General features: G+C 71.1%; 16 protein-coding genes. All 16 read right to left on the bottom strand.

The features are described from left to right. Window positions 1–59: 59 nt before the first annotated feature. A complete protein-coding gene (locus ACFCXS_RS15235; RefSeq protein ID WP_376643701.1) occupies window positions 60–2,516 on the bottom strand; it encodes a right-handed parallel beta-helix repeat-containing protein in 2,457 nt (818 codons plus the stop codon). 45 nt (window positions 2,517–2,561) lie between these two features. Further along, window positions 2,562–3,266 (bottom strand): hypothetical protein, encoded by a 705-nt coding sequence (locus ACFCXS_RS15240; RefSeq protein WP_376643702.1) that lies wholly within the window; start codon window positions 3,264–3,266, stop codon window positions 2,562–2,564. After that, the gene (locus ACFCXS_RS15245; protein ID WP_376643703.1) at window positions 3,266–4,366 is read right to left on the bottom strand and encodes a hypothetical protein; all 1,101 of its coding nucleotides are present in this window, start codon (window positions 4,364–4,366) and stop codon (window positions 3,266–3,268) included. Before ACFCXS_RS15245 ends, ACFCXS_RS15240 begins: the two co-directional genes overlap by 1 nt. Window positions 4,367–4,379: 13 nt before the next feature. Next, complete coding sequence (locus tag ACFCXS_RS15250) at window positions 4,380–5,396, bottom strand: hypothetical protein (RefSeq protein WP_376643704.1); 1,017 nt, start codon at window positions 5,394–5,396, stop codon at window positions 4,380–4,382. Window positions 5,397–5,408: 12 nt separating this feature from the next. Then, entirely contained in the window at window positions 5,409–6,311 is a 903-nt protein-coding gene (locus ACFCXS_RS15255; protein ID WP_376643705.1) for a hypothetical protein, read from the bottom strand. A 4-nt stretch (window positions 6,312–6,315) separates the two neighbouring features. After that, window positions 6,316–8,367: a hypothetical protein gene (locus tag ACFCXS_RS15260; protein ID WP_376643706.1), complete on the bottom strand. Its 2,052-nt coding sequence runs from the start codon at window positions 8,365–8,367 to the stop codon at window positions 6,316–6,318. Window positions 8,368–8,620: 253 nt separating this feature from the next. Beyond that, a complete protein-coding gene (locus ACFCXS_RS15265) occupies window positions 8,621–9,094 on the bottom strand; it encodes a hypothetical protein (RefSeq protein ID WP_376643707.1) in 474 nt (157 codons plus the stop codon). Further along, window positions 9,091–9,549: a phage tail tube protein gene (locus ACFCXS_RS15270; protein ID WP_376643708.1), complete on the bottom strand. Its 459-nt coding sequence runs from the start codon at window positions 9,547–9,549 to the stop codon at window positions 9,091–9,093. Before ACFCXS_RS15270 ends, ACFCXS_RS15265 begins: the two co-directional genes overlap by 4 nt. 12 nt (window positions 9,550–9,561) lie before the next feature. After that, complete coding sequence (locus ACFCXS_RS15275; RefSeq protein WP_376643710.1) at window positions 9,562–9,984, bottom strand: minor capsid protein; 423 nt, start codon at window positions 9,982–9,984, stop codon at window positions 9,562–9,564. After that, window positions 9,977–10,330 carry a hypothetical protein gene (locus ACFCXS_RS15280; RefSeq protein WP_376643711.1) on the bottom strand — a complete coding sequence of 118 codons (354 nt, stop codon included), beginning with the start codon at window positions 10,328–10,330 and terminating at the stop codon, window positions 9,977–9,979. The genes ACFCXS_RS15275 and ACFCXS_RS15280 overlap by 8 nt, the downstream gene beginning before the upstream one ends. Continuing rightward, window positions 10,327–10,644, bottom strand: coding sequence for a hypothetical protein (locus ACFCXS_RS15285; RefSeq protein ID WP_376643712.1), 318 nt, complete (start codon window positions 10,642–10,644; stop codon window positions 10,327–10,329). Before ACFCXS_RS15285 ends, ACFCXS_RS15280 begins: the two co-directional genes overlap by 4 nt. Further along, window positions 10,641–11,033, bottom strand: a complete 393-nt coding sequence (locus ACFCXS_RS15290) for a hypothetical protein (protein WP_376643713.1) — start codon at window positions 11,031–11,033, stop codon at window positions 10,641–10,643. Before ACFCXS_RS15290 ends, ACFCXS_RS15285 begins: the two co-directional genes overlap by 4 nt. A 3-nt stretch (window positions 11,034–11,036) precedes the next feature. Then, a complete protein-coding gene (locus ACFCXS_RS15295; RefSeq protein ID WP_376643714.1) occupies window positions 11,037–11,192 on the bottom strand; it encodes a hypothetical protein in 156 nt (51 codons plus the stop codon). A 20-nt stretch (window positions 11,193–11,212) separates the two neighbouring features. Next, window positions 11,213–12,067 (bottom strand): N4-gp56 family major capsid protein, encoded by an 855-nt coding sequence (locus tag ACFCXS_RS15300; RefSeq protein WP_376643715.1) that lies wholly within the window; start codon window positions 12,065–12,067, stop codon window positions 11,213–11,215. 74 nt (window positions 12,068–12,141) lie between these two features. Further along, window positions 12,142–12,879: a hypothetical protein gene (locus ACFCXS_RS15305; RefSeq protein ID WP_376643716.1), complete on the bottom strand. Its 738-nt coding sequence runs from the start codon at window positions 12,877–12,879 to the stop codon at window positions 12,142–12,144. A gap of 200 nt (window positions 12,880–13,079) precedes the next feature. After that, entirely contained in the window at window positions 13,080–13,253 is a 174-nt protein-coding gene (locus tag ACFCXS_RS15310; RefSeq protein ID WP_376643717.1) for an Rmf/CrpP fold protein, read from the bottom strand. Between the last annotated feature and the right edge of the window lie 2 nt (window positions 13,254–13,255).

Consider the following 13,255-nt stretch of genomic DNA (forward strand, 5'->3'; position numbering starts at 1 on the left):
GAATGAGAAAACGCCCGCGGCGCGGTGCCGGGGCGTGCGGTTCGAGGGGTGCGGCGCGGTCAGATGCGGTTGTGTCCCGGCGCGGTAGTGCCGCCGGCCCAGTCGAGGACGGGCGCCGCGGTCGACACAGACAGGGCCACGCTCGCGGACCATCCGTTTCCGGAGAAGTCGTTACCGGCGATCACTGCGCCCGTGGCGGACGCGGCGAGGCTGATCCCGTTGGCCGTGGTGCCGTTGCCCTTGCGCACCTTGTTGCCGGTGACGGTGCAACCGGTCGTGTTCGTCGACAGACGGATACCGGCGGACGACGCGGCGGTGATGTTGTTGCCGGTGATGTGCAGCCCGGAAGAGTTGATGTTCGCGCCGGACGGGCCGGCGAAGATGCCGAAGTTCGAGCCCGTGGTGTCGACGGTGTTGCCCGAGATCGTGCCGCCTACAGCGCCGGATGCGTTGATGGCGTTACTTCCCGCGGCGCGCACGGTGTTGCCGGTGATCGTCGGGAAGTCGCCGTTCTGCGCGAGGATGCCCGTGCCGCTGGTCGTATCCACGGTGTTGCCGGTGATCGTGACGTGTGGGGCGTAGTCACAGTGAATGCCGACCGATCCACTGTTGCGGGTCGTGTTGCCGGTGATCGATGTTGCGGCGACGGTCGCGGCGCCGATGCCCTCGACCCTGATCGCGCCCTCATTGGCGTTGTTCTCGATCACGTTGTCGGCGATCGTGGCCGTGCGGGGGGTGAGCGTGTAGCCGGCCGTCGCGGGGTCGGGAACGGTGAGCTTGATCCCGGACAGGCCCGTACCGGTGATGATGTTGTCGCTGATCACAACGCGGCGCCACGCGTACCCGCGGATGCCCTCCTGGAGCGTGCCGTCGATGCGGCACCCGATCACCTGCACGTTGTCGTAGTAGGTGGCGGCGCGGGTGGTGTGGGAACCGACCGCACGCCCCCACGGGCCGCACCGGTCGGAGGCGCCGAAGTAGCACCCCTCGACGAGAATGTTTTTGCTCGCCGTGCCGTCGAAATCGCCGATGCTGCTGCTGCCGGATACGGAAATGTCGATCTGCACTGCCTCGGCGAAGCTGCGTGATCCGTTACCGGAGTTGTCGCGGAATCCCTCGAATCGGCAGTAGAGGGCGCGCCCGCCGTCGACCGCGTTAAATTCGAGGGCGTGCGCGCTGGACACGTTGCGGATCGTGGCGTCTCGAACGGTGATATCGCGGGCGTGCACGAAGTTGAGTGCGTTCGTCATGCCCGTGACGGTGCCCGTGGTCCCGTCGTTCGCGTTCGCGTCCCATGTGCCGCCCAGGACACGAATTTGGGAGTGCCCGTTGTAGGCGGCGAACGTTTCCGTGGTGAGGAAATTCCGCAACAGGCCGACGGTGCCAATGGCCTTGATCGTCGCGCCGTATGCCCAAATCGTCGTACGCGCCCGCACGGCGAGGAACGTCGATATCGCGTACGTCTTCCCCCCGGGGAACACGACGGTGCCGCCACCGGCGGCGTACGCGGCGTCGAGGGCGGCCTGTATCGCGGCGGTGTCATCGGTGGTGCCGTTGCCGACCGCTCCATAGTTGGCGACGTTGAACACGCCCGGGGATGTGCTGGCGGCGGTAATCGGCACGATCGCGCCGTCGCCCTGGCGGATGTACGCCTTGCCGGCCTTGCTGTAGAACTGCGCGCCGTTCGCTCCGGTGGCGGGGTCGGTGGCGAGGTCGGTCACGCCTACGGAGCCGGTCACGGTGACTGCGGCGCCGCCGAGTAGCGAGGTGGTGCCGAACCCTGCCCGCCGGTCGCTGCGGCGCAGGTAGAACGCGACGCCGTTATCGGCGCCGGCATCGGTCCGTGAGCTGATGCGCAGGTTCGATCCGGCGTTGCCTCCGGTCTCGGCTATGCCGTCCGTCTGGATCTGCCACCGGTCGACACCTGCTGTCTGGAGACGCAACGGCCGGTAGGTGGCCGTGGGGCCGTCGAGGGCGAGTGAGCCGGTAGCGGTGCCGTTCGTGGCGGCCACGGCGCCCACGTCCGGCGCGGTGAGCTGCACGGCCGGCCCGGTCTTGCCGTTCACGGTGTCGACCGATCCGGCGGGCCCGGTCGGGCCGACCAGGGAGGCGAGCCATTCCGTCTCGGTGCCGGTGTAGCCGTGGGCGACGGCGATTTCGTACGCGCTGTCGCCGTGTACGGCAACGTAGTTCGGGGTGGTCGGGTCGGTCGGGGCGAGGTCGGCTATGTCGACCTGGGGCGCCGCGGCCGGCAACAGCACGTTGAAGACGCGGTTCTGAGGCACGCCCGCGAACTGCTCGGCGACGCTGTACGACCATCCGGCAGGGTTCATGCCGGGGGCGTCGGTGGCCGGTAGCTCGACCTCGAAACGGCCCTGCTCGTCGAGCGGAACCGTAACGGGCCCGCCGAGTATCACGTCGTGATCAGCGAACGTGAGCAGCGCGGGCGCTCGCCATACGACTTGACCGGACAGGGGCCGGCCGTCGGGAGTCAGATAGCGGCCGGTGACGGTCACGGTGGGGATTCCCTCAGGCAGCACTACGGCGGCCCTCCTTTCTGGTTATCCGGCCGAACCGACGCCGTACAGATAACGGGTTTTGACGTAGATCGGGGTTCCGGCCGTGGCTGCACGGGCCTCGACCTTGATATTTACGCGCTTGCCGAATTCGTAATTCGGCACGGAAACGGTGGTGTCGATGGTGTTGTTCGTGACCGTGGCGACGGCCTGATCATCGATCAGCAGACGCACCGTGCCATTTCCGGCCGCGGAGATCAGGGCCTCTATGCGCGGGTGCTGCGTATATGCGTTGCCCTGCTCGACCACCGTGTATGAAGTGCTCGACGTGTTCGGCCACTTGGTTACGTCGTCGTTGGCCAGTTCCGGGAGTGGCAGCCACGGCCGATAGAGGCCGCCCTTTTCTACGTCCTCGGTCAACAGGTCGTGCCCCTGCGCGTCCTTCACGCGGAAAACCTGCGGCTGGTCCGGGTCTTCGCCGTTCCAGATGGACAGGGCGAGGGAACCGTCGCGGCGGCGGACGACGACGCCGTATTCGCGCTCGCCGTAGCCGGTGCTGAGGTGGCCGACCAGCAGGTGTTGCACGCCCCCGGGCGCGGCAACGAACAGTTGCCCGCCCTCGCCGATCCGCACGTCGCCGTTCAAAATCTGGTTCATGGCGGGGCGGATGTTCGCGCGGCCGGCGAGCTGTCTTACCTGACGCTCGAGGGCGGCGAGGCGGTCGAGTACATCCTGTGGGACGTACGGCACTAGGGGACCTCCAGAAACAGGCGGGCCGTTTCGGGGCGGCCTCGTTCGGGCGGGGAGATGGACAGGCCGACGACGCGATACCGGGCGTCGAGCGCGGTCGGGTGCCACAGGTCGCGGATGCGTAGGCGCACGGTGGCGCCGAGCAGGGCCGGCGTGATGTTCCCGCCGAGCAGTACCTCGACCTCCGGTATCTGCACGGGGTCGCGGGCGGCGGTCCAGTCGGCGCGGGCGTGGGCGTCGAGGGTGCCCTGTTTCTCGACGGTCGTGTAATCGCTGGTGCCGTCGAGGCGCGGCCACCCGGCGGCGATATTGGCGTCGTCGACCAGCAGGCCAGACATGAGCGGGTAAGAGCCGGCGGCCTGGTTGGTGTTGACGCTGGCGCCGCGGGACTGCCACGCGTTCGCCTTACGGGTGGCGTCGGTCGGCCACGAGTAGGACAGGACCGGCCCGGGGTGGTCGAGCACGATCTCGGCCGTGCCGGTGCGGATGACCGGATGCCCCAGCTGGAGACGCTTGACGCGCCGGCCGTCGCTGTCGCGGTAGCTGGCGATGCGCCATTCGAAACCCTGCTCGATGGCGGCGAGGTCGTCGAGCAGGTCGCCGATGCTGGGGAGGTCGTAGCGCAGGAACGTACGGTCGCGGGTCACGCCCGACACACCGGGGTCGTAGGTGATCCCGATGTTCCCGCCCTCGGTGTTCTGCGCGTAGTCGACCAGCTCGCGCGCTACGTCGAACTGGTCGACTCCGGTCGCGGTGAGGGTGTCGAACAACAGGCGGCGGTACAGGTAGCTTTCCCAGCCTCCGCACTGCACTTGAGCGGAGAGGAATCCGCGGCGGTCGGATGCCAGGGCGAGCGTCCACAGGATGCCGCCCCACCAGACTTCGCGCCCGCGCTCGACCCATACGCCCGTACGTCCGGGCACCAGGGCGCGGCGGGCCCGGTCGGCGATCTCGCGGTTCGGGATCGGCACGGTGCCGCGCATGCTGCCGGTCTTGCCTATGTAGTCGTCGAGGGCGACAGAGGCGACCGGCAGGGCGTCGAGCACGGTGTCGCTGCGCAGGTCGGTGAAGACCATGCGATAGGGCGGCGCGGTAGCCACAGGCACGCCCCCTCTACTGCACGAACGTCGCGGATACGCGCAGGTTCGTGTCTTTCTCGAGCGCGTTGTCGGTGCGGTCCGGGCCGCCACCGGCCCATGCGCGAAGCGTGATCTTCCCGTCGCCGCCGATGGCAGCGGCGCCGGACCCGTAGCCGTTCGATGCGGTGGCCTCGACCAGCACGACGGGGCGCCACCCGGTGGGCAGGGTGGCGATCAGGGTGTCGGCGATGTTGGGGTTCGCGAGCAGCGTCGCCCCGCTGCGTGTCCAGTAGCCGAGTACCTGCACGACGCCGTTACGGCGGCGGGCCTCGAAGCTGCTCAGGGTCCATCCGGTGGCGGTGACGGCGCCGGTCGTGATCGTCTGCGCGGCGAGCTCGGGCGGCCGGTAGGTCTCCCATACTGCGTCGGTTGCGTCCCAGCGCTCGAGGGTGCCGCCGTTGTCGCGGTACTGGCCGTCGTAGGCGCCGGCCTCGCCGGCCGCGGCGCGCGGGATGATGCCGCCCACGGCGACGGTGTACCGGCGCCGGTCGGTAAGCGCGCTCGCCCAGTTGATACCGCCCACGCCCGCGGACGCGCCCGCGGGTACGCGCACGTCCCACAGGCGCAGCGACGACGCGGGCAGGGTCGGCGCGGTGGGGGTGCCGGCGGCGGTGCCGACGACGACCTCGAGGCGCGCGAGGTTCTGCCCGCCCTGGTCGAACAGTTGGTCATAGACGCGCAGGATCACGGAGTCGATGCGGTCGAACAGGGCGTCGCCGTCGGTGAACGACAGCACTTCGGGGGCGTCGACGGCGATCGGGTAGGCGCCCTGCGCGTCGGTGCCCTGCACGACGGCGCGGCCGATACCGACCTGTACCGACATGGCACCCGCACCGGTGGCGGCGAACGGGTTCCCGCCGGGGATCACTCCGTCGCGGGTGCGCATGGGCGACTCGGGGGTGTACGTCCCGACGGGGGCAAGGCGGGTGTCTTCTCGGGTCTGCCCGGCGGCGGTGCCGCCGAGCAGCAGCCATGCGGGGCGCACGGTCACGGGGGGTTCTCCTTACCAGTAGGCCGAGCGGAAGCGCACGACGACGGAAGCGGCGGGGTCGGACTCGGGCGCGGCGCGGAAGGCGAGGCTCGTCGTGCCGGGGGCGAGCGTGAACGTCTGCTCGGGCACGCTGCGCGAGGTGGCGCGGTCCAGGCGCGAGGCGGTCGCGTTGAGGGTGACCGTGCCGGCGCGGGTGTCGACCTCGAGCACGTCACCCGCGGCGAGGGGTAGGTCGTACTCGAGCGTGTCGCCCGTGGCGACGTTGATCAGGGACGGTCGCACCACGGGCCCGCGGAAGACGATCACGGGGTGTGTCTCGGCGCGGCCGGCGTTCGTCACGGACAGGGCGCCGGTGGAACCGACCTCGCCGAACGCGAGGGGCCAGTCGAGGCCCTGCCCGGCGCCCTCGTCGTCGTTCCAGTCGAGGCCCTGCTCGGACGTAGGAAGGGTCGTCGACGCGGTGCGCTCAGTGATCTCGTAGCGGCGCGGGTCGGTCGCCTCGAACTCCAGCGCCCCGCCGGTGATCGTGCCGACTCGGTACCCCTTGTCGGCCGGCACGGCGCGCCGCACGACGCGCGCGTACGCGAGCAGGGGCCCGCGCTCGTCGAGCCATGCGACGAACGGCAGCTCGTCGACGACGGGCCCTGTGGCGTCCTCGAGGGCGCCGACGACCTCGCCGATACGGGCGGCCGGCGCCCGCACGGTCAACCCGTCGAGGCCGATCGTGCGGGCCTGTGCGAGCAGCTGCCCGGGGAACGCCCCGTGTGCGCCCGCGCGGGGAGTCGTGCCGGAGTCGAGGGCGGGGAGGTCGCCCCATCCGGTGATCCGGCGCCACCGGTAGGGGGTGCCCGGGCCGAGCAACAGGTCGCCGTATTGCACGTGCCCGGGGATGGTCACCCGGTCGCCGATTGCCACCGGCTCACCCCCTTGCCTTGGCGAGCCACTCGAGGGCCCGCGCGTTGTCATCGGGGCCGCCGTTCTCTGCGGCGTGCCAGTGCTCGACGTGCACCAGGGCGCCGGCCGGGCCGGCGGCGGCGAACGGCGAGGCATCCGCGCCCGGGCCCGCGTAGGCGGGCGTGAGCGTGGGCAGGGCCGGCGGGGTGACCAGAGACGACATGGCGCGGGCGACCGCGGCTTCGCCGCTGTGGATGCCCTTGACGACACCCGCGGGAATCCAGCGGCCGACCTCGCGCGCCATGACCTTGGAAGGGCTGGCGATCCCGAGTGCCTTGGCGATCGGCCCGGGGATCAAATCCTTCGCCCAGCTCATCAGGGTTGAGCGCAACCAGCTACCCATGGACTTGATGCCGTTCCACAGGCCGCGGACCACGTCCTGACCCTTACTGACCAGCAGTGATCCCAGGTTGCCGAGCGCGGACGACAGGCGCCCGGGCAGACCTCGCATCCACGAGATAGCCTCTGTCGCCTTGTTGACGACGCCTTCCTTGAAGCGGTTAAGGGCGGTCGTTGCCCGCTCGAGCATCCGGCCGGCGAGCGGGGCGAGTGCCTCATACGCCCGCCCGGGCAGACCTTGCAGCCACGCGACGGCGGCGGAGATCCCCTTACCGACCCATTCGCCGATCTTGTTCGCTATCTCGCCGATCAGCTCGCCGGCGTTCGTGACGGCCTGCTTGGCGAGCTCCCACGCCTTACCGAAATCACCGCGGAGCAACGCAACGATGGCTTGCACCACCGGAATCACCACGCTGGTGATCACCTCGGCGAGCACGCCCGCGAAGACCTGCGCGAGCTTGCCCACCAGATCAATCAACGGCGTGAGGATCGGCATAAGGGCGCTCAGGGCCGCGATCAGCAGTTGGCCGATGATCGGCATGAGCGGCGCCAGGGCCGTCATGATCTGCGCGAATGCGTCGCCCAGCGTGATCAAGAGCGGCTGTAGGGCGGTCAGCAGCTCAGCGAACACGGGCAGTACGGCGGCGATCAGCTGCCCCAGCACGGGCAGGATCGGTGACACGCCCTCGAGCACCAGGCCGAACGTCTGCGCGAGCGCGGCGAGGACGGGGCCGAGCTCGCCAATGATCGGCACCAGGGCGTCACCTAGGGCGCCGATGAACGTCTCAAGCGGCGGGCCCAGGGCGGCGAGCGCGGGGCCGAGCGCGTCGGCCAGTCCGGTGACCACCGGCGCGAGGGCCTTCGCCACGGCGGCGAGCACGGGCCCGCCGGCCTCGGCGAGTGTGCCGATCAGTTGGCCGACCGCGGGCAGGATCTCGCCGACCGCGCCGAGCAGGCCGCCGAGTCCTTCCGCGGCGCCACCGGCCCCGGACGCGATCCCCTCGAGGGCTCCCCCGATGCCCTCGCCGACCGCGCCGAGTCCAGTGGACAGGGCATCGATCACGGGTCCGGCAGCCTCGACCGCGGCCACCAACCCGGGCATGGCGCCCTTGGCAAGCGCGCCGATGCCGGACACGAGCGGCTCGACCAGCGGCGCCACGCCCTCGAACAGTTGTCCGATCTGTGGGGCGAGGTCGTCAAAGATGCCGCCGAGCTGATCGGCCGCAGCAACGAACGGCTTCACAAGAGGCTGCGCGAGCTCCTGCATCTGGCCTTTGACGTGCTCGCCCAGATCAGAAAATGCGCCCTTGACCTGCTCGTTTTCGGCGAGGACCTTCGCGCCGAGTCCGATCACGGCGAGCGGCACGGCGGCCAGGGCGCCGGCCGCGACGACCGCACCACCGGCGAGCAGCTTCGTTGAGGTCGCCGCGGCGCCGAGCATCGGCCCGATACCCGCGAGGCCGCGGCCGGCCTCCTCGGCGCCCCCGCCGATGCCGTCGCCGAGCGCACCCCCCATCTCTGCGCCCGCCGCGGCGAACCGACCACGCATGTCCCTCAGGCGGCCGTCGGCGTCCCGTTGCAGCCCTGCCATCGCGGCCTCAGTGCGGGCTACGCCCTGCTGCGCCCCGGTGTCGTCGAGGTCGATAAAACCGACCAGCTCGCCGATTGTGAGGGCCACTGTGCACCCCCCATCGGCGCCCGACCGGGCGCGTGTTCAGTTGTGGTTGCTGGTCAACGCCCGGTGAGTCGGGCGATCTCTGCCGGGTCGGTGACCGTGCGCGGCGTCCGGCGCCACAGGTCGGGGAATCGGGCATCGCCCGGTAGGCCGCCGAGCAGCACGACCATGCGGCGCGTGGACAGGGCGGCGACCTGCTCGGCGTCGAGGCCGTACGCGCGGGCGAGGTCAGCCTCGACGGCGGCCCAGTGGCCGACTACCGCTTGCCAGAACTCCGCGGCTTCTTGCTGCCGTTGCCCTTGCTGCTCTTGGGCTTGGCCGGCCGCGGTCGGGCTTTTCCCTGTGCCTTGGCCTGCTCGCGCTCGTCGTACAGCTGCGCGGCGCGCTCCATCGAAACCGTGCCCGGGTCGGCGACGTTCGCCGTCGCCCAGAGCAGGACGATTCCGAGTTGCCGGTCGGACATGCCGCGCTCGGTCCAGTGGTCGACCGCATCCGGGCCGAACAGGGAGGCGAGCAGGCGGCGGATGTCCTCCGGGCGCGCCGAGTGCTGCACGCGGTGCAGCTGGAGCGTGAACAGGGCGGGCAGGGTGGCGGGCAGGGTGTAGGTGCGGCCGTACAGCTTGAGCGGTACGCCCTCGGGTTCCTGCTCGCCCTGCTCTGCGAAGAACGCGTCAAAGTCGGCGACCTCGCGCACGCCCTCGAGGTCGCCGTCGTCGTCGAGGTTGGTCACGGCGTCACCACCACGGGGGCCGTCGTCGGGGCGCCGCACCGCGTGAACGTCGCGGCCCAGCTGGTCTTTGCGTTCGTCTCGCCGCCCTGCTCGCCCGGCGTGACGGTGCAGTCCCACAGGGTCCACTCGGTCTGTGAGGTGTGCCGGTAGCGCATGCGCCCGCGGGACTCCTCGCCGAGCAGATACGCCCATGTCTCGTCGATGTAGAGCTGTCCGGGGTCGCGGGTGCCGTTCGTCGCGGCGTACTGGCCGGAAACCTGGATCGTGGCGCCGCGCTGCATCACGTCCTGTTCGTAGTAGCCGTTCGAGTCGAAATTGGTCGTGTCCGCGGTCTCTTCGTTTTCGCCGGGATTGTGCGTCCAGCTGTTGAGGTTGCGCAGGGGTATGAACGTGTTCGGCGCGGTGTGGTCCTCGACCTCGAAAATCCAGCCGCGCGCATCGATGGGCCGTCCCATGGGGGCGCCTCCTTACTCGGTTCGGTGCTTGGTGGGGGCCGACACGTCGAGGTCGAAATTCACGACGTGTTCGTGCCGGCCGGATGAGTCGCGGCCCATGGGGGCCGGTGTGCCGCGCGCGGCGGCGAGGGTGAGCCACGTCCCGTCTGGGAGCTCGACGCCCGCGAGGCCGTGCAGTTCGCTGTAGATCGCCCATGCGCGGGCCCGCGAGGTGCGCGGGTCGGGCCCGCCGCGGGCGCGTACCTGTAGGCGCGGGGTGTCGTAGGCGTTGAGCGCGTCGGGGGCGGGCCCGTCGTACAGCCACAGGCCGACCGCGGTATCGGGGGTGGGCGGCATGTCCTCGATGAACAGGTCGCCGCCGGTGCCGTCGGGCCGGTAGGTGACGTGGCCGGCGGCGGCGAGGTACCGGGCGAGGCCGTCGAGCAGATCAGCCACGGAGCGACCTCCGCAGCTCGGCCGCGATGATCGCGGCCACGGTGGCGGCCTCCTCGGTGAGCGGACGCTCGAGGTACTTCGCCGTTCGGCCCGGGTCGTGCCGGTAGTTCAACTCCTCGTGCTGACGCACGGCGTACGGGGTGTCATAGCTGACTGCGGCCGTGAGCGACGACTCGTCGACGGTGGCCACTCCGGATCGCTCGAGGGTGGCCTCTTCGATCGGCACGACCTTGCGGGACTCGGTGAGCACGTGTTCGGCCGCGACGCGTAGGCCGCGCAGGGCGCCGGCCCGGGTGCCGCGTAGGGCGGCGGCGCCGTTCCAGTTGAGGCGGGCGCGTTGGGTCACTCGCAACTCACCTCCGTGGATTCCGGCACGGGTAGGCCCGGCGCGGTGTGCTTGGCGACGGCGATCGCCCGGGTGGTGCGGCCGTCGGGCAGGGTGAGGCGAGACTCGGCCGGACAGTCGAGGTCCGGGCCGGCGATCACGGTTGCGCTGCTGGTGACCTCGCGGCCCTCGCGGTCGCGCACGGTCTTGACGGTGAGGGTCACCAGGGCGGGCACGCCCTCGACGGGCGGCCCGTACGTCGGCCCGTACGCGGAGTCACCCGCGTACGGCTCGACGGTGACGCGGTGGCGCAGTAGCCACGCGGGGACCTTCACCAGATCACCCCCGGCACCAGTCCGGCGCGGCGCAGGGCGCGGTGCGCCCGCGGGGCGAGGTCCACGTCACCCGCGGCCGTCGGTCCGTCCTTCCGGCCGGACAGGGACACAGGGCCGATGGATACGGAGTCCCACCGGCCGGCGGCGCCGGTGCCGGTGTCGCCGGTCTCCTGCTGGTACTCGACCTGTGCGCACGTCGCTTCGGCGAGGGCCTGCACGATGCGCGGGTCGGTCGGCATGCCGAGTGCGTCGGTGTCGTAGACGGCCGTGACAAGCGCGTCGTCTACGTCCTCACTGGCGCGGGCGAGCAGGCGGTCGGCGTCCGGCGGGGCCGGCTGCCCGGTCCACGCGGTCAACTGCTCGGGGGTGGCGTAGACGCGGGCGGCCATCGGTCACCCCCCGCTCTTGGTCTTCCGGGAACGGGAACGCCCCGCGGGCTTGTCGGCCTGCGGGGCGTCGTCGGTGCCGTCCGGCTCGGTGCCGGCCGGCTTGTCGCCGTCCGGCCCGGTGTCGTCCGGCGCGGTGTCGTGGTAGCGGCGCAGCATCACGGCGGCGCCCTCCTTCCTGCTCAGGCGGTGGCGAGGGTGCCGACGACGACGCCCTTGTCATCGAGGCGCTTGACGGCGTAGTGCACGTTCGTGGTGACCACGGTCGTGCGCTTGAGGATGTCGCGGTCCGTCTCGACGATCGGGCGCCGCTTGTAGAGGGCGCCGAGCGCGTTCCGCTTCATGATCAGAAACTTCCCGGCGGCGATCCGGTTCGTGATGAACACGGGCAGACCAGCGATGGCGCCGACCTGGCCGGTGCGCACGGGGGACTCGCCTCCGAGCTTGCTCGCGTCGATGAACTGCGGGTCGGCGAATGCCTGCGCCTGCTGCGCGGAGTTGAGGTAGATCCCGGCGAACTCCGCCGGGTCCCATTCGTCGCCGAACTGCGCGAGGGCGGGCACGACGGCGTCACCCCACGTGAACACGGTCTTCCCCGCGGCCGTGGTGAACCGGTACGGGTTCCCGCCACCCTGCGCGGTCTCGTCGGCCTGCGCCTGCGCGATGAGGTCGGCGTCGACCTTGCGCGCGGCCAGTAGACCGAACTGTCGCTGTGCCTCGTCGCGCGGGTCGCCGAGTCCGGTCAACAGGGCCTTGTCGGTGATCTCGACGGCCTTACCGGCCTCCTTGATCGTCGCCCGGCTGGCGTCCTGCGTCATGGCCTCGGGCGTCATGGGCACGCCCTCGGAGAGCTCGTCGAGCTCCCCCAGTCGGCCCCACTTGGGGAAGTTGATCGTGTCGCCCGGCTGGCCGACAAGGGTGTCGTCCTGCTGCACGGCGCCGGACGTGAGCACACGCACGGCTCCGGTGAAACGGGCCTGCGACAGATCGCCCCAGACCTCGGGAACGATCAGATTGGCGGCGGTGGTCTCGGCCACGATGGGCCCTCCTTACGGGTGTGCCGGCGCGGTTGCCGGGCGGTATGTGGGAGTCGCCCGGCGGGCGCCGGGCATCACGATCCGGCGAGGCGCCGGTACGTGTCGGGGTCGTTGGTCATGAGCTCGACCCGCTGCGCGTAGTTCATGGCGGCGAACTGAGCGGGCGTGACCTCGCTGCCTCCACCACCGGTGAACTCGGCGCCGCTGCGCGTCGCTCCGGGGGCCTGCTGTTGGGCGGCGAGGCGAGGGTTTGCATTCACGGCGGCCTTGATGGCGGCCTTGATGCCTTCGGCGTCGGACGGGTCGAGGTTGGCGACCGAATCGGCGAACTGGCGGGAGTCGAGCAGGGCGTCGGCATCGGCGCCCGCGGCCGGCGCGGTGCGGAACACGGCGAGCTCGACGGCGGTCGCCTTCGCCTTGGCCTGCTCGGCGGCGAGCTGCTGCGCGAGCTGGTCGGGGTCCGGCGGGGTGTCGTCCTCGACCAAACCGAGCGCTCGCCCAATCTGCTGCGCGAGCTCGGTCCGGGCCTCCTCGGCGGCGCGCTGCTTGGCGGTGGTCCGGCTCTTACCGGCCTCCTTGCGGGCGTCGGCGAGCTCGGCCTCGAGCCGCGCGATACGGGCCGCGGGGTCGTCGCCCTCGCCGCCCTGCTGGCCGGCCTGCTGGCCGTTCTGCTGCGGGGCCTGCTGGCCGTTCGGGGGCGCGGTGCCGGCGGGGTCCTGCCCGCCCTGCTGCCCGCCCTGCTGCCCGGCCTGCTGGCCGGTGCCCTGCTCGCCCTGGTTGCCCTGCTGGCCGGTGCCGTTGTCGTCGCTCATGGGGTCGCCCTCCTGGGGCTGGTCGGGGCCCGCTCCTGGCGGGCCTGTGGCACTGCTGGCGGGCGCCGCTCCTGGCGGCCGTCCCTGCACGCCCGCGGGCCGCTCCTGGCGGACCATGCGCGGGCATGCGCGAGGGCCCGCACTGGGCGGGCCCTCGAGGTCTGTATGTCGGCGCGGTGCGCCGTTGTCAGTGGTGCGTGCTAGTCGGTGCGCTCGGGCTGCGCGGACAAGGGGCGCCGCTCGGCGTATCCCCTGATCCACGCGGTACGCAGCGTCGACGACGCGGGGTACGGGCACGCGGTCGGCGGGTCGCCGCGGTCGCCTGCCTCGCGGCCGGCCGTGACTGCCCGGGTGATCTCCTCGCGCGCGCCCATAC

This window comes from Streptomyces sp. NPDC056373 (genome assembly GCF_042262425.1).
In the GTDB taxonomy this organism is placed as follows: domain Bacteria; phylum Actinomycetota; class Actinomycetes; order Streptomycetales; family Streptomycetaceae; genus Streptomyces.